20 protein-coding genes and 1 pseudogene are annotated in these 16885 nt (G+C 63.7%); 19 read left to right on the top strand and 2 right to left on the bottom strand.

The genetic code is table 11. The features are described from left to right. Window position 1: 1 nt before the first annotated feature. The 15 genes from EYW45_RS04440 to EYW45_RS24990 all read left to right on the top strand — a co-directional run bounded on the left by EYW45_RS04440 (window position 2) and on the right by EYW45_RS24990 (window position 10880). A complete protein-coding gene (locus EYW45_RS04440) occupies window positions 2-244 on the top strand; it encodes a BolA family protein (RefSeq protein ID WP_161134156.1) in 243 nt (80 codons plus the stop codon). Further along, complete coding sequence (murA, locus tag EYW45_RS04435) at window positions 244-1512, top strand: UDP-N-acetylglucosamine 1-carboxyvinyltransferase (RefSeq protein WP_161134155.1); 1269 nt, start codon at window positions 244-246, stop codon at window positions 1510-1512. The genes EYW45_RS04440 and murA overlap by 1 nt, the downstream gene beginning before the upstream one ends. Next, a complete protein-coding gene (gene hisG / locus EYW45_RS04430) occupies window positions 1509-2186 on the top strand; it encodes an ATP phosphoribosyltransferase (protein WP_161134154.1) in 678 nt (225 codons plus the stop codon). Before murA ends, hisG begins: the two co-directional genes overlap by 4 nt. Before the next feature lie 14 nt (window positions 2187-2200). Next, complete coding sequence (gene hisD / locus EYW45_RS04425; RefSeq protein WP_161134153.1) at window positions 2201-3505, top strand: histidinol dehydrogenase; 1305 nt, start codon at window positions 2201-2203, stop codon at window positions 3503-3505. After that, window positions 3502-4596: a histidinol-phosphate transaminase gene (hisC, locus tag EYW45_RS04420; RefSeq protein ID WP_161134152.1), complete on the top strand. Its 1095-nt coding sequence runs from the start codon at window positions 3502-3504 to the stop codon at window positions 4594-4596. Before hisD ends, hisC begins: the two co-directional genes overlap by 4 nt. A gap of 1 nt (window position 4597) precedes the next feature. After that, window positions 4598-5185, top strand: coding sequence for an imidazoleglycerol-phosphate dehydratase HisB (hisB, locus tag EYW45_RS04415; protein WP_161134151.1), 588 nt, complete (start codon window positions 4598-4600; stop codon window positions 5183-5185). A gap of 29 nt (window positions 5186-5214) precedes the next feature. Beyond that, entirely contained in the window at window positions 5215-5877 is a 663-nt protein-coding gene (gene hisH, locus EYW45_RS04410; RefSeq protein WP_235938909.1) for an imidazole glycerol phosphate synthase subunit HisH, read from the top strand. Window positions 5878-5932: 55 nt separating this feature from the next. Continuing rightward, window positions 5933-6676, top strand: a complete 744-nt coding sequence (hisA, locus tag EYW45_RS04405) for a 1-(5-phosphoribosyl)-5-[(5-phosphoribosylamino)methylideneamino]imidazole-4-carboxamide isomerase (protein WP_161134149.1) — start codon at window positions 5933-5935, stop codon at window positions 6674-6676. Then, window positions 6673-7488: an imidazole glycerol phosphate synthase subunit HisF gene (gene hisF / locus EYW45_RS04400; protein ID WP_161134148.1), complete on the top strand. Its 816-nt coding sequence runs from the start codon at window positions 6673-6675 to the stop codon at window positions 7486-7488. Before hisA ends, hisF begins: the two co-directional genes overlap by 4 nt. 1 nt (window position 7489) lies before the next feature. Further along, window positions 7490-7894 (top strand): phosphoribosyl-AMP cyclohydrolase, encoded by a 405-nt coding sequence (hisI, locus tag EYW45_RS04395; protein ID WP_161134147.1) that lies wholly within the window; start codon window positions 7490-7492, stop codon window positions 7892-7894. Then, window positions 7891-8241, top strand: a complete 351-nt coding sequence (locus EYW45_RS04390) for a phosphoribosyl-ATP diphosphatase (RefSeq protein WP_161134146.1) — start codon at window positions 7891-7893, stop codon at window positions 8239-8241. Before hisI ends, EYW45_RS04390 begins: the two co-directional genes overlap by 4 nt. Before the next feature lie 144 nt (window positions 8242-8385). Continuing rightward, on the top strand, window positions 8386-8619 hold the full coding sequence (gene tatA / locus EYW45_RS04385) for a Sec-independent protein translocase subunit TatA (RefSeq protein ID WP_161134145.1): 234 nt from the start codon (window positions 8386-8388) through the stop codon (window positions 8617-8619). 69 nt (window positions 8620-8688) lie between these two features. Continuing rightward, window positions 8689-9360 (top strand): Sec-independent protein translocase protein TatB, encoded by a 672-nt coding sequence (gene tatB / locus EYW45_RS24995; RefSeq protein ID WP_161134144.1) that lies wholly within the window; start codon window positions 8689-8691, stop codon window positions 9358-9360. A 41-nt stretch (window positions 9361-9401) separates the two neighbouring features. Beyond that, window positions 9402-10142, top strand: coding sequence for a twin-arginine translocase subunit TatC (gene tatC, locus EYW45_RS04375; protein WP_161134593.1), 741 nt, complete (start codon window positions 9402-9404; stop codon window positions 10140-10142). 273 nt (window positions 10143-10415) lie between these two features. Continuing rightward, a complete protein-coding gene (locus EYW45_RS24990) occupies window positions 10416-10880 on the top strand; it encodes a helix-turn-helix domain-containing protein (protein ID WP_161134143.1) in 465 nt (154 codons plus the stop codon). Window positions 10881-10989: 109 nt separating this feature from the next. On the opposite strand, the gene EYW45_RS04365 is transcribed toward EYW45_RS24990, so the two are convergent. Further along, complete coding sequence (locus EYW45_RS04365; RefSeq protein ID WP_161134142.1) at window positions 10990-12150, bottom strand: trypsin-like peptidase domain-containing protein; 1161 nt, start codon at window positions 12148-12150, stop codon at window positions 10990-10992. Between the two features lie 20 nt (window positions 12151-12170). On the opposite strand from EYW45_RS04365, the gene EYW45_RS04360 reads away from it, so the two are divergent. Further along, window positions 12171-12947, top strand: coding sequence for a Nif3-like dinuclear metal center hexameric protein (locus tag EYW45_RS04360; RefSeq protein ID WP_161134141.1), 777 nt, complete (start codon window positions 12171-12173; stop codon window positions 12945-12947). Window positions 12948-13265: 318 nt separating this feature from the next. Here EYW45_RS04360 and mscL read toward each other — a convergent pair. Continuing rightward, window positions 13266-13697 (bottom strand): annotated as a pseudogene (gene mscL / locus EYW45_RS04355) (large conductance mechanosensitive channel protein MscL); the annotation flags it as partial. Window positions 13698-13838: 141 nt separating this feature from the next. Between mscL and petA the strand changes: the two are divergent. From petA to EYW45_RS04340, 3 genes are all read left to right on the top strand, one after another. Then, entirely contained in the window at window positions 13839-14471 is a 633-nt protein-coding gene (gene petA / locus EYW45_RS04350; protein ID WP_161134139.1) for a ubiquinol-cytochrome c reductase iron-sulfur subunit, read from the top strand. Between the two features lie 65 nt (window positions 14472-14536). Then, entirely contained in the window at window positions 14537-15922 is a 1386-nt protein-coding gene (locus EYW45_RS04345; RefSeq protein WP_161134138.1) for a cytochrome b, read from the top strand. Window positions 15923-15938: 16 nt separating this feature from the next. Then, a complete protein-coding gene (locus tag EYW45_RS04340) occupies window positions 15939-16802 on the top strand; it encodes a cytochrome c1 (RefSeq protein ID WP_202444578.1) in 864 nt (287 codons plus the stop codon). The last annotated feature ends 83 nt before the right edge of the window (window positions 16803-16885 follow it).

Genomic DNA, 16885 nt, shown 5'->3' with positions numbered 1-16885 from the left:
CATGCTGCCCACCCCCGAGCAAGTCCGCCAGTACATTGCCGATCATCTGCCCTGCGACCATATCGATGTGCAGGGCGACGGTTCGCATTTCGACGCCGTCATCGTCAGCCCGGCCTTCGAAGGCAAGCGTTCGATCGCCCGTCATCAATTGGTGTACGCGGCGCTGGGCGATCGCATGAAGGCCGAAATCCATGCGCTGTCGATGCGCACCCTCACGCCCGCGGAGTACGAGGCCGGCCGCTGATGGATAAGCTCACCCTGACCGGCGGCAATGCGCTGCGCGGTGAAGTGACCGTGTCCGGTGCCAAGAATGCGGCCTTGCCGATCCTGTGTGCCGGCTTGCTCACGGCAGATACCGTCACGCTCACCAACGTGCCCGAACTGCGCGATATCGGCACCACGCTCAAGCTGCTCACCCGCATGGGCGCCCGCGCCGAGCGCGCCGCCTGCGGCACGATCGAGATCAGCGCACCGTCGATCGACAACCTCGAAGCGCCATACGATCTGGTGAAGACGATGCGCGCGTCGATTCTGGTGCTGGGCCCGCTGCTGGCACGCTTCGGCGAAGCGCGCGTAAGTCTGCCGGGCGGCTGCGCCATCGGGCAACGCCCCGTCGACCAGCACATCAAGGGGCTGGCCGCGCTGGGTGCCGAGATCACGATCGAACACGGTTTCGTCATCGCGCGCGCCAAGCGTTTGAAGGGCGCCTCGGTACGCACCGACATGGTGACCGTAACCGGCACAGAGAATCTGTTGATGGCGGCCACGCTGGCCGAAGGCCGCACGGTGCTTGAAAACGCTGCCAGCGAGCCCGAGATCGTCGATCTGGCCGAATTACTGATCAAGATGGGTGCAAAGATCACCGGCCACGGCACCGACCGCATCGTGATCGAAGGCGTCGAACGCCTGCACGGCGCCACGCACCGCGTGATTCCCGACCGGATCGAAGCCGGCACGTTCCTCTGCGCCGTGGGTGCCACTGGCGGCGACATCATGTTGCGCAACGTCAACCCCGGCCACATGGGCGCCACGCTCGACAAGCTCATCGAAGCCGGCCTGACCATCGAATGCGGCGACGACTGGATTCGCGGCGCCATGCAAGGCCGCCCGCGCGCCGTGGGTTTCCGTACCCGCGAATATCCGGGCTTCGCCACCGATATGCAGGCGCAAGTCATGGCGCTCAACGCCGTGGCTGAAGGCACGGCCGTGATCGTCGAGAACATTTTCGAAAACCGCTACATGCACGTGCAGGAACTGCAACGCCTGGGTGCCAGGATCGAGATCGACGGCCACACGGCGGTGGTTACCGGCGTGCCCCGGCTGTCGGGCGCGACCGTGATGGCCACCGACCTGCGCGCGTCGGCCAGCCTGATCATCGCCGGCCTGGCCGCCGAAGGCGACACCGTGGTCGAACGCATCTATCACCTGGATCGCGGCTACGAGCGCATGGAAGTCAAACTCAGCGCCCTGGGCGCGAACATTCAACGCGTGGCGCAGACGGAGGCCGCATGACCCAGACCCCTGAACAGGCTGCGCAAAAGCCGCTGACGCTGGCGCTGTCCAAAGGCCGGATCTTCGAAGAAACGCTGCCGCTATTGGCGGCCGCCGGCATCGAAGTGCCGGAAAATCCCGAGCAATCGCGCAAGTTGATCCTGCCCACGACCGATCCCGGCCTGCGCCTGATCATCGTGCGGGCGTCCGACGTGCCCACGTACGTGCAGTACGGCGCGGCCGATCTGGGCATCGCCGGCAAGGACGTGCTGATCGAACACAGTGCCGAACATCCCGGCGGCTTGTATCAGCCGATCGACCTCAATATCGCCAAGTGCCGCCTGGCGGTCGCGGTGCGCGAGGGCTTCGACTACCGCGCCGCCGTGCACCAGGGCGCCCGCCTGCGCGTGGCCACCAAGTATGTGCAAGCCGCACGTGAGCACTTTGCCGCCAAGGGCGTGCACGTCGATCTGATCAAGCTGTATGGGTCGATGGAGCTCGCGCCGCTCGTGGGCCTGGCCGACGCCATCGTCGATCTGGTCTCCACGGGCAACACGCTGCGCGCCAACAATCTTGTGGCGGTCGAGGACATCATGCCGATCTCGTCCCGCCTCATCGTCAATCAGGCCGCCCTCAAGACCCGAGGCGCCCGCCTGCAACCCCTGCTGGACGCCTTCGCGCGCGCCAGCGCCTGATTCCTGCCGACATCATGGATCTGATCCAACGTCTCGACTCGCGCGATGCCGACTTCGCGTCCCAACTGTCCCGCTTGCTGGCTTTCGAAGCCGAGCAGGACGAGTCCATCGACCGCGCCGCAGCCGACATCCTGGCCGACGTGCGTCGCCGCGGCAACGCCGCGCTGATCGAATACACCAACCGCTTCGACCGCATGACGGCCGCAAGCATCGACGACCTCGAAATTCCGCGTGCCGACTGGCATGCCGCGCTTGCGGCCCTGCCCACGGCGCAACGCAACGCGCTCGAAGCCGCCGCCGAACGCGTGCGCATTTATCACGAGCGCCAGCGCAGCGAGACCTGGACCTACACCGAAGCCGACGGCACGATGCTCGGCCAGCAGATCACGCCGCTGGATCGCGTGGGCCTGTATGTGCCGGGCGGCAAGGCCGCCTACCCGTCATCCGTGCTGATGAACGCCATTCCCGCCAAAGTGGCCGGCGTGGCCGAGCTGATCATGGTTACCCCCACGCCCGACGGCACGCGTAATCCCATCGTGCTGGCCGCCGCCGCCATTGCGGGCGTGGACCGCGTATTTGCCGTGGGCGGCGCGCAAGCCGTGGGCGCTCTGGCGTACGGCACCGAAACCCTTGCGGCGGTGGACAAGATTGTCGGCCCCGGGAACGCCTATGTGGCTGCTGCGAAGCGCCGCGTATTCGGCACCGTGGGCATCGACATGATTGCCGGCCCCAGCGAAATCCTGATCATCTGCGACGGCAAAACACCGGCCGACTGGATCGCGATGGATCTGTTCTCGCAGGCCGAGCACGACGAACTGGCGCAATCCATCCTGCTGTGCCCGGATGCCGGCTTCCTCGAAGACGTCCGTGCCGCCATCGAACGGCTGCTGCCCACGATGCCGCGCGCCGATATCCTGCGCGTGAGCCTGGCCAACCGTGGCGCCTTGATCCTGGTGCGCGATCTGCAGGAAGCCTGCGATATCGCCAACCACATCGCCCCCGAGCACCTGGAGATCTCCACCGAAGCACCCGAGGTGTGGGCGGCGCGCATTCGTCACGCCGGCGCCATCTTCATGGGCCGCTTCAGCTCCGAGGCTCTGGGCGATTACTGTGCCGGCCCGAACCACGTGCTGCCCACCTCGCGTACGGCCCGGTTCTCGTCGCCGCTGGGCGTGTACGACTTCCAGAAGCGCTCGAGCCTGATTCAGGTATCGCAGGCCGGCGCGCAGACGTTGGGCCGCATCGCCGCCGAACTCGCTTACGGCGAAGGCCTGCAAGCGCACGCGGCCAGCGCCGAATTCCGGCTCGACAAGCCATGACCGCCGCGCGCGCGACGCAGGTCGCCGCCACGATCCGCGCCGACATCCAGGCCATGACCGCCTACCCGGTGGGGCATGCCCTGGATGCGATCAAGCTCGACGCGATGGAGTGCCCGTATCCGCTGCCGGATCATGTGCGCGACGAGATCGCGCAGGCCGCTCGCGACGCGGCGCTCAACCGCTACCCCGGCGGCGATCTGACCGCGCTGCATGCCCAATTGCGCACGGCCTTCGGCATTCCCGACGCCGCCAGCGTGATGTGCGGCAATGGCTCGGACGAACTGATTCATCTGATCGTGCAGGCCTGCTGCGAGCCGGGCGATGTGGTGCTGTCGCCGGCGCCCTCGTTCGTGTATTTCGAGATGGCCGCGCGTTTCGATCACGCGCGCTATGTTGGCGTGCCGTTGACGGCCGATCTCACGCTCGATCTGCCGGCCATGCTGGACGCGATCGCCACACACCGCCCCAAGGTGGTGTTTCTGGCCATGCCCAACAATCCTACCGGTGGCAGCTGGGCGCCCGACGACGTGGCCGCCATCATCGCGGCCGCCCCGGGACTGGTCGTGATCGACGAAGCCTACCAACCCTTTACCGATCACACCTGGATGCCGCAGGTGCTCGACTTCGACAACGTCGTCGTCATGCGCACGGTGTCCAAGATCGGGCTGGCAGGCTTGCGTTTCGGTTATGTGGCCGGCGACGCGGCCTGGATCGGCGCGTTCGACAAGATCCGCCCGCCCTACAACATCGGCGTGCTTACGCAAGCTGTGCTGCAGGTGGTGCTCTCGCACAAAGCGGTGCTCGACGCCCAGGCCGCCCAGTTGCGCGCCGACCGCGCGCCGCTGGCCGAGGCGCTCGCCGCCCTGCCCGGCACCACCGTGTATCCGTCGGCCGGCAACTTTCTTCTGGTGCGCTTTTCCGGCACACTGGATGGCAATACGATCCACCGCAGCTTGAAAGCGCGTCGCATACTTGTGCGAAACTTCGAGCATTCGCATCCGCTTCTTGCCGATTGCCTGCGTATATCGATCGGCACCCCTGACGAAAATGCCGCCCTGCTGGCGGCCCTGAAAGACCTCCTGAAAGCCTGACATGCGTACCGCAGAAATTACCCGCAACACCAACGAGACCCAGATTCGCGTCGCGATCAACCTCGACGGCACCGGCCGTCAACAGATCGACACCGGCGTCCCGTTCCTGGATCACATGCTGGATCAGATTGCCCGTCACGGCTTGATCGATCTGGACATCAAGGCGGTGGGCGACCTGCATATCGACGATCACCACACGGTGGAAGACGTCGGCATTACGTTGGGCCAGGCCATCGCACAGGCCGTCGGAAACAAGGCCGGGCTGCGCCGCTACGGTCACGCCTACGTGCCGCTGGACGAAGCGCTGTCGCGCGTGGTCATCGATTTCTCGGGCCGCCCCGGGCTGGAATTTCACGTGCCGTTCACCCGTGCCCGCATCGGTACGTTCGACGTCGACCTCACCCGCGAGTTTTTCCAGGGTCTGGTCAATCACGCCGGCATCACCATGCACATCGACAACCTGCGCGGCATCAACGCCCATCACCAGTGCGAAACGGTGTTCAAGGCCTGTGGCCGCGCCCTGCGCATGGCGGTCGAATTCGACTCGCGCAGCGAAGGCGTCATCCCGTCGACCAAGGGTGTGCTGTGAGCAATTCGATTGCCATCGTCGACTACGGCATGGGCAACTTTCACTCGGTGGCCCGCGCGCTGCGCGCCGCCGCGCCCGATGCCGACATTCAAATCTGCAATGATCCCGAAGGCATCCTCGCGGCCGACCGCGTAGTCTTTCCCGGACAAGGTGCCATGGCCGATTGCATGCGCACGCTCAACGAATCGGGCCTGCGCGATGCCGTGACGCAAGCCGCGCGCAACAAGCCGCTGCTCGGCGTGTGCGTAGGCGAACAAATGCTGTTCGACGCCAGCGAGGAAGGCGATACCGCCTGCCTCAGCATTTTTCCGGGCGTGGTGCGGCGCTTCGACGGCCCGCAATTCGCCTCCCGGCTGCTTGCCGACGATGCGACGCTGGCCGCCGGCGCCGGCGCACCCGACGCCGTGGACGAACGCCTGAAAGTGCCGCACATGGGCTGGAACCGCGTGCGCCAAACCCGCGCCCATCCGCTGTGGGAAGGCATTCCAGACAATACGCACTTCTACTTCGTGCACAGCTACTACGCCGCCCCCGCCGATCCTGCCCTCACGGTGGGCGAATCGGATTACGGTTATCTGTTTACCTGCGCGGTCGCGGCCGACAATATCTTCGCCGTCCAGTTCCATCCCGAGAAAAGCGCCGACCACGGTTTGCGCCTGTACCGTAATTTTGTAGACTGGCAGCCGGCCTGAGCATTTCCGCTCGACCGGCATCTCCCTTTTCTCCTCTTCATCTCTGCTATTGACCATGCTGCTGATCCCCGCCATCGACCTCAAAGACGGACGTTGCGTTCGCTTGCGCCAGGGTGACCTGGAAGATGCCACGGTGTTCTCCGAAGACCCTGCCGCGATGGCCTCGCTCTGGCTCGAGCGCGGCGCCCGCCGATTGCATCTGGTCGACCTGAACGGTGCCGTGGCCGGCAAGCCCAAGAACGAAGCGCAGATTCGCGCCATCGTCGACGCCGTGGGTGACGACATCCCCGTGCAGATCGGCGGCGGTATCCGCGACCTCGACACCATCGAGCGCTATCTGGACAGCGGCATCACCTACGTCATCATCGGCACGGCCGCCGTGAAGAACCCTGGCTTTCTGCACGATGCCTGCGGCGCGTTTCCCGGCAGCATCATCGTCGGCCTGGACGCACGCGACGGCAAAGTCGCGACTGACGGCTGGAGCAAGCTCACCCGCCACGACGTGCTCGATCTGGCCAGCAAGTTCGAAGACTACGGCTGCGAAGGCATCATCTACACCGACATCGGCCGCGATGGCATGCTGTCGGGCGTGAACGTCGAAGCCACGGTGAAACTCGCGCAGCATGTGCGCATCCCCATCTACGCCTCGGGCGGTATCGCCGGCATGCAGGACATCGAAGCGCTGTGCGCCGTGGCGGAAGAAGGCATCGAAGGCGCGATCCTGGGCCGCAGCATCTACGAAGGCACGCTCGATTTCGCGGCCGCGCAAACGCGCGCCGACGAGCTGACCCAATCATGACCGGCTCCGCACCGGCGGTCAGCGCCGCCGCGTCCGGCGCCCTCACCCGCCGCATCATCCCCTGCCTGGACGTCACGGCCGGGCGCGTCGTCAAGGGCGTCAATTTCGTCAATCTCGTCGATGCCGGCGATCCGATCGAGATCGCGCGCAAGTACAACGAGCAAGGCGCCGACGAGCTGACGTTTCTGGACATCACGGCCACCAGCGATGGCCGCGACCTGATCCTCCCGATCATCGAAGCCGTCGCCTCGCAGATCTTCATCCCGCTGACGGTGGGGGGTGGCGTGCGCCAGGTGTCCGATATCCAACGGCTGCTCAACGCCGGCGCCGACAAGATCAGCATCAATAGCGCTGCGGTGGCCAATCCCGAACTCGTGCGCGCCGCGGCCGACTATCACGGCTCGCAGTGCATCGTGGTCGCGATCGACGCCCGCCGCACATCCAAGCCGGGCGAGCCCGATCACTGGGAAGTGTTTACCCATGGCGGGCGCAAGGCCACCGGCATCGACGCCGTGGCGTGGGCGCGCCGCATGGCCGCCTATGGCGCCGGTGAAATCCTGCTCACCAGCATGGATCGCGACGGCACCAAGTCGGGCTTCGATCTGGCGCTCACGCGCGCCGTTTCTGACGCCGTGCCGGTTCCGGTCATCGCCTCGGGTGGTGTCGGCGGGCTCGAGCATCTGGCAGAAGGCGTGACCACCGGGCGCGCCAGCGCCGTGTTGGCCGCCAGCATTTTTCACTACGGCACCCACACCGTGCGCGAAGCCAAAGCGTTCATGGCCGAGCGCGGCATTTCGGTAAGGATGGATTGATATGTCGAGCTCCCAACCCTGGATCGCCGAGGTCGTCTTCGACGCCGACGGCCTGATCCCCGCCATCGCACAGGATGCCGGCAACGGTCAGATCCTGATGGTGGCCTGGATGAACCGCGACGCCCTGGAAGAAACCGCGTCGACCGGCCGCGCGGTGTACTGGTCGCGTTCGCGCAAGCGTTTGTGGCGCAAGGGCGAAGAATCGGGCCACGTCCAGCAAGTGCACGACATCCGCCTGGACTGCGACGGCGACGTCATTCTGCTGAAAGTGGAACAAATCGGCGGGATTGCATGTCACACGGGACGTGCGAGCTGCTTTTTCCGCAGTCTCGACGGCCAGAGCGACAACGCCGTCTGGAAAACCACCGATCCCGTCCTGAAAGACCCGGAACTGATCTACAAATGAGCACGTTGAGCCCCCACGGCGACGATATCCTGAAGCGCGTTGCCGACACCCTGGCCACGCGCCGTCCCGACCAGGGCGGCGACCCGGCCACCTCTTATGTGGCCAAACTGCTCGCCAAGGGTCCGGATGCTTTCTTGAAGAAGATCGGCGAAGAAAGCACCGAACTCGTGATGGCCGCCAAAGATGGCGTGCCGGAACGCATCATCAGTGAAACCGCCGATTTGTGGTTTCATTGTCTCGTAGCATTGACTCACTACAATCTGCGGCCCGAAGCGGTACTGGCCGAGCTGGCACGCCGCGAAGGACTCTCCGGACTCGAAGAAAAAGCCCGCAGAACACCCGACTGAGATCGCGTATCCAGGTCGGGAAAGCACCCACCGGCCTCACACCGGTGGCGAGAGTAGAATGTTTGGTAATTCCACCGTAACGGCGGTCCGCGTTTTAGAGTAAAACGTCGCGGCTCCCACGCATGATATTCACGGAGAACCGTCATGGGTAGTTTCAGCATTTGGCATTGGTTGATCGTTCTGGTGATCGTGGCGCTGATTTTCGGCACCAAAAAGCTGCGTAATGTAGGCGGCGATCTCGGTGGCGCGGTCAAGGGTTTCAAGGACGGCATGCGCGAAGCCAATAGCGATGCCGACGCAAAGCACGATCCGGTCACGCATCAGCGCGTCGCCGACGACACGATCGACGTCCAGGCCCGCGAAAAGAACAAATCGTGAGTTTGAGGGGCGCATGCCTGCGCGGCGGCGCCCGTCGTTCGTTTCCTACCTTCTTCATACGGCCGTCGCATGTTTGATGTCAGTTTCACCGAACTGATGGTGATCGGCGTGATTGCGCTGATCGTCATCGGTCCGGAACGTTTGCCCAAGGTCGCCCGCACCGTGGGCCATTTGCTTGGGCGTGCCCAGCGTTACGTCAGCGACGTCAAAGGCGATATCAAGCGCGAGATCGAGCTCGACGAGTTGCGCAAGTTCAAGACCGAAATGGAAGACGCCGCGCAAACGGTCAATACGTCGTTGCGCGATACCGAAGCGTCCATTCGCAAGTCCGGCACCGATCTGCGCAGCGAACTGGATGCCACGGCGCGCGACGCCGCTTCGGCGGTGAAGGGTGACGGCACGACCGCGCCCGATGCGTTGTCGAACAACGCTACGCACGCCTCGGTCGCCACGCCCGATCCGCTCGCATCCGAGCCGGCCAAAGCACCGGTTGCCGCATCCAGTGGCAACCCAGTCTCCCCCGAACCGGCCAATCCGGCACCCGTGCCTGCCCAGAACAACGCCGGGCCGCACATGCCCGCGCCCTCCAAGGCTGACAGCGCGCCTGCACCGAGCGTGTCGCCCACCGCCGCCATGCCGCCCATCGAAGCCCCCGCCCACGACACCGCGACGGCCAAGCCTGTCGACACAGGCGCCGCATCCGATGCGAAGGCGCCCTCCACCGGCGGAGCGGCATCGTGAGCGCGCAAGACACACAAGAAGAAGGCCAGCAAGACAGCTTCATGTCGCACCTGATCGAGCTGCGTCTGCGGCTCATGTGGGCCGTAGGCAGCGTCGTGGCGGTATTTGTCGTGCTGTTCATCTATCCCGGTGCGTCGGTGATCTACGACGTGCTGGCGCAGCCCATGCTGGCCTCGCTGCCGCAAGGCACGCGCATGATCGCGACCGGCGTGATCACGCCATTCATGGTGCCCGTCAAGGTCACGATGATGGCGGCATTCATTGTCGCGTTACCGATCGTGCTGTATCAGGCTTGGGCCTTTGTGGCGCCTGGCCTGTACAAGCACGAGAAGCAACTCGCGATGCCGTTGATCGTGTCGAGCACGCTGCTCTTCATCGCAGGCATGGCCTTCTGCTATTTCTTCGTCTTCAAGACGGTGTTTCATTTCATCGCCAGCTTCGCGCCGCAGTCGATCACGCCCGCGCCGGATATCGAGGCGTACCTGAGCTTCGTGATGACGATGTTCCTTGCCTTCGGCATCACGTTCGAAGTGCCGGTGGTGGTGGTGCTGCTGGTGCGCACCGGGCTGGTGACGGTTGAAAAGCTGGCGGCGTCGCGCGGCTACGTGATCGTGGGCGCCTTCGTGATCGCCGCGGTGGTCACCCCGCCGGACGTAGTGAGCCAGTTCATGCTGGCCGTGCCGCTGTGCCTGCTGTTTGAAGTGGGCCTGATCTTTGGGCGCATGATCAAACCGCGCAGTCGCAGCGACGCGGACGCCGCCGAGATCGCAAAACGCGACTAGTCCAGTTGCGGGAGCGACCGTGACAATTTTGGCAACGGGATCACCGCAGCTTGCGGTTGCACTCCTGGCAACCGAATAGCCGTCTGCCGCAACCGCGATCGAATGTTCCTCGTGAAAACGCCGCCTGAGGGCGGCGTTTCGCATGCCAGCGGGTGCCCCGCCGCAGGCCAGCCACATGCGCGCTATATGCGCGCCACATGCATGCCACGTACGAGCCATATACGGGACTGATTCACCCTTGAGTCCATGGGCGATGTAATCCTACATTGCCGTATGACCTTAGCAACTCGCTTGCGCGCCCGAATGCGTTGGCGCGGTATCACCAGCCAGCAGGAACTGTCCCGAATCTCGGGCGTGGCGCAATCCTGCATCCATCGGATTCTCACGCGTGGGGAGGGCTACAGCCCCAAACGCAACACGTTGATCGCCCTGGCACGCGCGCTGGATACCACGGCAGTCTGGCTCAGTGACGGCATCGAGTTCGCCAATCCCATGCCACAACCGTCGCGCACGAACGTGGCGTTGAACGATGTGGATGGCGGCGCAGGATACGCACACATTGCCTGCACGACTGCGGCATCGGCCGATGCACTGCCCCTTACCCCCCGCGATCGGGAGCATGCAGAAATCGATCGATTGGTGCGCACGCTTGCGCCCGCTGAGCGCAGTGCGTTGCTGGCCATCGTGCGGCTGATCGCCAGAGGGCGAACGCACAATGCGACGCCCGCATCGTCGTGACGATCACTGCCCGCATCGCCATCTTCACCCGCCGAGGCGGCCGTATGCCGCACCGGCAACCACGCTCGAATGGCTCAGGCGTGATCCCCAGGCCTCGCTCCCCAAACCGTCAATTGGGACGTGCGGGCCGCGTACCGACCTTCACGCGAATGGTGCGTTCCTTGCCCGCACGAATCACGGCAAGCTCGGCGGTGTAGCCAGGCGGCAATGCCGCGATCATCGACAGCATCGACGTGGTGTCGCGCACTCGCGTGTTTTCGATCGCGATCACGATATCGCCCACTCGCACACCTGCCCGGCCGGCCGGGCCGTCGCGGATGACGCCGGCGATGATCACGCCCTGGCGATCCGCCAACTTGAACGAGCGCATGAGTTCGGCAGTGATGTCCTGCGGCTCCACGCCCAGCCAACCGCGCTTGACCGAGCCGTTGGTCACGATCTCTTCCATGATGCTGTGCGCCGCATCGATGGGGATGGCGAACCCGATGCCCAGCGATCCACCCGAAGGCGAGTAGATGGCAGTATTGATGCCGATCACGCGCCCTTGCGTGTCGACGAGCGCGCCGCCAGAGTTGCCGGGATTGATGGCGGCATCGGTCTGAATGAAATTCTCGTACGTGTTGATGCCCAGCCGATTGCGCCCGAGCGCCGAAATGATCCCTTGCGTGGTGGTCTGGCCCACGCCGAACGGATTGCCGATGGCCAGCACGACATCGCCCACGCGCGACTCACGGTTGCGCGCCAGCGTGGCCAGGGGCAAGGGTGCGTCGGTTTCCGGCAGCTTGAGCACCGCCAGATCGGTTTCAGGATCGGCGCCCACCACGGTCGCGCTCAAGGCGCGGCCGTCGGCCAACGCCACCTCGATCGAATCGGCCGCTTCCACCACGTGATAATTGGTGAGCACGTAACCGTCGGCATTGATGATCACGCCCGACCCCAGGCTGGTCGACGAGTGATGCCGCGGCGCATCCGGCATCTGACCCAGGAACTGGCGCAGGATCGGATCCCCGGGCAGCGGCGTGCTCGGCAAATTGACCGTTTTGGTGGTGTAGACGTTGACCACCGAGGGTGCGGCCAGTGCCACCGCGTTTGCATAAGACGTGACATTGACGGCGCCCGCAGGTGCGACGAGCGGCGCAGGCGACACCTGCGTCTCGGGCAAGGCAGCCACTTGCGGCCCGACCCACTGCGGCCGCAAGGTCGAGACCACGAATAGAATGGCAAGACACACGGTGACCGCTTGCGCAAAGATCAACCAATAGCGGCGCATGTTTCCAACCGGGCAGGAAGATGAAAGACGTTACCGCACAAGACCTCGCGCATTGGCTCGACGCCACGCTCGCCACCGCGCGTTTTAAGGATTACTGTCCCAACGGCTTGCAGGTCGAGGGCACGCCCACGATCCGCCGTATCGTGACCGGCGTGACCGCCAGCGAAGCACTGCTGCGCGAAGCGATTGCGCGCGACGCCGATGCGGTGCTGGTGCACCACGGCTGGTTCTGGAAAAACGAGGACCCCCGCGTACGCGGCCCGCGCCGCACCCGACTGGCGCTGACGTTGGCGCATGATCTGAATCTGTTCGCCTATCATCTTCCCCTCGATGCCCACCCCACACTGGGCAACAATGCTCAACTGGCACGCATACTGGGCTTGGAGCCGCTGCGCGACGATGCGGGCAAGCCGCTGTTATGTGGTCCCGACAATCTGATCTGGCTGGGTAGCGCACCCGGCCTGAACACGCTCGCCGACCTGCAGCAGCGCGTGACCCAAACACTCGCCCGCACCCCCCTGGTGATAGGCGATCCCACACTGCCGCTCGGCCGCATCGCCTGGTGCACGGGCGGCGCGCAAAACATGATGGCCGACGCCCTGGATGCCGGCGCAACGGTCTACATCACCGGTGAGGCGTCTGAACAGACCACTCACCTTGCACGTGAAACCGGAACGGGCTTCATCGGCGCCGGCCACCATGCCACGGAACGTTATGGCGCCCAGGCGTTAGGTGAAGCCGTCGCCGCGCAATTCGGAATCGACGTGATCTTCGTGGACATCGACAACCCAGTCTGACGGGCCGCGCCGGAACGTCGCGATCGACCAGCGCGTTCCAACAGGTTGCCGTCTCTCAACCCACCGACAAGCACGTCATGCAATTGGTCTGCCGCCCAAACGCCCGAACGCAGGTGCCGTCAGGCGATCGATCGACCTTCAAAACGACGTCAAAGCAGCCCAGACAGCGCGCGGCGCCGCCCGGAACGGGTGAACGGGCATGTCACTGTGGCAATCAGACAACAGCGGCATGCCCTGCAGGGCCCGTTAAGGCGTCAGCGGACGACCGGCAACCGGGGTGGCGGGCGTACCCGTAGCCGGTGCCGACACGACCGTATTGCGGTTCTGCAACGAATCGCGGATCTCACGCAGCAGCACGACGTCTTCAGCCGGGGCCTTCGGCGGCGCTTCGACTTCCGACTTGCGGCGCGCGGAATTCACGAGCTTCACCATCCAGAAAATGATGAAGGCGAGCAGCACGAAGTTGATGAGGATCGTGACGAAGTTGCCCCATGCAAAGAGCACCGCACCCGCTTTGGTGAGGTCGTCATAGGTCATGGCGCCCGAATATCCCTCAGGCATTCGCAACACAATGAACTTGTTCGAGAAATCGACGGCTCCCCCGATCAAAAAGTTGACGACCGGCATGACAACGTCTTTCACCAATGAATTGACGATCTGTCCAAAAGCGGCGCCGATGATGACACCGACGGCGAGATCGATCACATTGCCTTTGACGGCAAAGTCGCGGAATTCCTTAACGAAGGCCATAAGTGCTCCTGTGTATGACGTTACCCACGGCGGGCTCAAGCTATAATACGCGGTTGTAGAGTAGTTAAAAATCCCAGCAAAACGGATGCAGTACGCCGGAAGCACCTAGCATCTTGGCCGCATCGCAAAGGAAAGAGGATGATGAGACAAGATACTCTGGTGCACGACGACGACGGAGCGGTTGCCCTTAACCTGCCGCCCGATCCCTCTCGACGCTTTTGGCTGACCACGACCTGTGCGATCGGCGGTGTCGCCGGGGTAGCAACAGTCGTGCCCTTCGTCAGCACCTTTGCCCCGTCCGCCAAGGCCCGCGCGGCCGGCGCACCGGTCGAAGTCGACGTCGGCGATCTTGCTCCCGGGCAGATGCGCACCGTCGAATGGCGCGGCAAACCGGTGTGGATCCTGCGCCGCACCGAAGCCCAACTCGCCGGCATCAAAAAAGGCGACGCATTGATGGCCGACCCGCAGTCGAATCGGCCTGGGTATACCCCCGAATACGCCAAAAACGAATACCGCTCGCGCAAGTCCGACCTGTTCGTCTGCGTCGGCATCTGTACCCATCTGGGCTGTTCGCCCACAGCCGACCTCGGCGGCAGTCCGGCCCTCCCAGGCGGCACCGGCGGCTTCGTCTGCCCCTGCCACGGCTCCACGTTCGATCTCGCAGGGCGCGTGTACGCAAATAAACCCGCGCCCGACAACCTTGAAGTTCCGCCATACGAGTATCTCAGCGACACCCGCATCATTGTGGGCGTCGATGAGAACAACAAGGCCTGACGCGGATCCGCGCAGACTCCATACGAGACTTAGAGCTTTACGCCGAGAATAAGAGGAGCCGTTTCATGGCTGGCGAGAAAACCGTCGAGACGACAGGGCTGATGGGTTGGCTGGACCGGCGCTTTCCGGTGACATCCACCTACAAAGCGCATCTGTCCGAGTATTACGCCCCTAAGAATTTCAATTTTTGGTATTTCTTCGGATCGCTCGCACTACTCGTGCTCGTGCTCCAGATCGTGACCGGCATTTTTCTGGTCATGCATTACAAGCCCGATGCCGAACGCGCGTTCCAGTCGGTCGAATACATCATGCGCGAAGTGCCATGGGGCTGGCTGGTCCGCTACATGCACTCCACGGGCGCCTCGATGTTCTTCGTCGTCGTGTACATGCACATGCTGCGCGGGCTGTTCTACGGCTCGTACCGCAAGCCGCGCGAACTGGTCTGGATCTTCGGCGTCGCGATCTTCCTCTGTTTGATGGGCGAGGCCTTCTTCGGCTACCTGCTGCCCTGGGGCCAGATGTCGTATTGGGGCGCACAGGTGATCGTGAACCTGTTTTCGGCCATTCCGTTCATCGGTCCCGAGCTCTCCATATGGATTCGCGGCGACTATGTCGTGTCGGATGCCACGCTCAATCGCTTCTTCGCTTTCCACGTCATCGCCATTCCGCTGGTCTTGGTCGGTCTGGTCGCCGCGCACCTGGTGGCTTTGCATGAAGTGGGATCGAACAATCCCGACGGCGTCGACATCAAGAAACACAAGGACCGATTCGGCCGTCCGCTCGACGGTATTCCGTTTCATCCGTTCTACACCGTGCACGACATCATGGGCGTCGCAGGCTTCCTGCTGATCTTCGCGGCCATCGTGTTCTTCGGACCCGAAATGGGCGGATATTTCCTCGAGTACAACAACTTCCTGCCGGCCGATCCGCTCAAGACGCCGCCGCACATCGCGCCGGTGTGGTACTTCACGCCGTTCTATTCGATGCTGCGGGCGACCACCGATCAGTTCACGTGGGTGCTGGCAGGGGCGGCCGTGCTGGGCGCGATCTTCGTTGCACTCAAGAGCAAGCTGCCCACGCTGTGGCGCATCTTCTTTACCGTGGTGCTCGTGGGCACCGCTGTGCTGTTGCGCCTGATCGACGCCAAGTTCTGGGGCGTCGTGGCCATGGGCGGCGCGGTCGTCATCCTGTTCTTCCTGCCGTGGCTCGATCATTGCCCCGTCAAGTCGATCCGCTACCGCCCAACGTGGCACAAGGCGTTCTACGGCATTTTCATCGTCAACTTTCTCATCCTGGGTTTCCTGGGTACGCAACCGCCCAGCGATGCGTACAACCTGACCTCCCAGATCGGCACCCTCATCTACCTGGGCTTCTTCTTCGTGATGCCGGTGTGGAGCCGTCTGGGCACCTTCAAGCCCGTGCCGGAACGCGTGACGTTCCATCCCCACTGAGCCCTGGATGCCGACAATGATCATGATCAAAAAGCTGATGGGAGCCGCCGCAATGTTGCTGGCGTGCTCCGCCGTTCTGGCCGCTGAAGGCGGTGCGCCGCTGGACCGCGCGCCCAACCATGTCACCGATATGGCCTCGTTGCAAAACGGCGCCAAACTCTTCGTCAACCACTGCCTGAACTGTCACAGCGCCGTGGCCATGCGCTACAACAAGCTGGCCGAAATCGGCCTGACCGACGCGCAGATCAAGGAAAACCTGCTGTTTACCGGCGAAAAGGTGGGCGATCTGATGACGATCGCGATGAAACCGGCCGACGCCAAGAAATGGCTAGGCGTGGCGCCGCCCGACCTGTCGCTCATTACGCGCGCCAAGTCGGTCAACGCCGGCCCGTCAGGCGTGGATTACGTGTACACCTACATGCGCACGTTCTATCGCGATGCAGGCCGGTCGACCGGATGGAACAACCTGGTTTATCCCAACGTGGGCATGCCGCACGTCATGTGGGAAGACCAGGGTCCGCGCGAGTTGACTACCGTGGCCACCCGTCCGCTGGCGGCCAAGGAAGGCGATACCGGCCATCCCGGCTGGGAAAAGGTCACCACGGTGTATGACGCCCAGGGGTATGCGACCGTCAAACGCGAACCTTTGGCCGAATACCACGGCCACGCCACCTCCGAATCGAAGTTCAAGGCGCTGGACCCCGCCCGGGCCACCGCCTACGAAAGACAGATCGCCGACCTGACCAATTTCATGTCCTGGATGGCCGAGCCGGTGCAGCAACAGCGCAAGACCCTGGGGGTGTTCGTCCTGCTTTTCCTGGGTATTTTCTTCCTGGTCGCATGGCGTTTGAACGCTTCTTACTGGAAACACGTCCGCTGATGTGATAGCTCTCGTGGTCCCCGGCCTCGCTTTTTAGGGGTCGGGTCGGTTACGATAGACGTCTTGCCTCATCGGCCCTGACA

Source organism: Schauerella aestuarii (assembly GCF_009866805.1).
GTDB lineage: Bacteria > Pseudomonadota > Gammaproteobacteria > Burkholderiales > Burkholderiaceae_B > Schauerella > Schauerella aestuarii.
Note: the sequence above shows the minus strand (reverse complement) of the source record. Positions and strands in the feature narration are given on the sequence as shown.

Coding starts and splice junctions, on each gene's coding strand:
- EYW45_RS04440 (WP_161134156.1), top strand. CDS start 2: ATGCTGCCCACCCCCGAGCAAGTCCGCCAGTACATTGCCGATCATCTG.
- murA (WP_161134155.1), top strand. CDS start 244: ATGGATAAGCTCACCCTGACCGGCGGCAATGCGCTGCGCGGTGAAGTG.
- hisG (WP_161134154.1), top strand. CDS start 1,509: ATGACCCAGACCCCTGAACAGGCTGCGCAAAAGCCGCTGACGCTGGCG.
- hisD (WP_161134153.1), top strand. CDS start 2,201: ATGGATCTGATCCAACGTCTCGACTCGCGCGATGCCGACTTCGCGTCC.
- hisC (WP_161134152.1), top strand. CDS start 3,502: ATGACCGCCGCGCGCGCGACGCAGGTCGCCGCCACGATCCGCGCCGAC.
- hisB (WP_161134151.1), top strand. CDS start 4,598: ATGCGTACCGCAGAAATTACCCGCAACACCAACGAGACCCAGATTCGC.
- hisH (WP_235938909.1), top strand. CDS start 5,215: ATGGGCAACTTTCACTCGGTGGCCCGCGCGCTGCGCGCCGCCGCGCCC.
- hisA (WP_161134149.1), top strand. CDS start 5,933: ATGCTGCTGATCCCCGCCATCGACCTCAAAGACGGACGTTGCGTTCGC.
- hisF (WP_161134148.1), top strand. CDS start 6,673: ATGACCGGCTCCGCACCGGCGGTCAGCGCCGCCGCGTCCGGCGCCCTC.
- hisI (WP_161134147.1), top strand. CDS start 7,490: ATGTCGAGCTCCCAACCCTGGATCGCCGAGGTCGTCTTCGACGCCGAC.
- EYW45_RS04390 (WP_161134146.1), top strand. CDS start 7,891: ATGAGCACGTTGAGCCCCCACGGCGACGATATCCTGAAGCGCGTTGCC.
- tatA (WP_161134145.1), top strand. CDS start 8,386: ATGGGTAGTTTCAGCATTTGGCATTGGTTGATCGTTCTGGTGATCGTG.
- tatB (WP_161134144.1), top strand. CDS start 8,689: ATGTTTGATGTCAGTTTCACCGAACTGATGGTGATCGGCGTGATTGCG.
- tatC (WP_161134593.1), top strand. CDS start 9,402: ATGTCGCACCTGATCGAGCTGCGTCTGCGGCTCATGTGGGCCGTAGGC.
- EYW45_RS24990 (WP_161134143.1), top strand. CDS start 10,416: ATGACCTTAGCAACTCGCTTGCGCGCCCGAATGCGTTGGCGCGGTATC.
- EYW45_RS04365 (WP_161134142.1), bottom strand. CDS start 12,150: ATGCGCCGCTATTGGTTGATCTTTGCGCAAGCGGTCACCGTGTGTCTT.
- EYW45_RS04360 (WP_161134141.1), top strand. CDS start 12,171: ATGAAAGACGTTACCGCACAAGACCTCGCGCATTGGCTCGACGCCACG.
- petA (WP_161134139.1), top strand. CDS start 13,839: ATGAGACAAGATACTCTGGTGCACGACGACGACGGAGCGGTTGCCCTT.
- EYW45_RS04345 (WP_161134138.1), top strand. CDS start 14,537: ATGGCTGGCGAGAAAACCGTCGAGACGACAGGGCTGATGGGTTGGCTG.
- EYW45_RS04340 (WP_202444578.1), top strand. CDS start 15,939: ATGATCATGATCAAAAAGCTGATGGGAGCCGCCGCAATGTTGCTGGCG.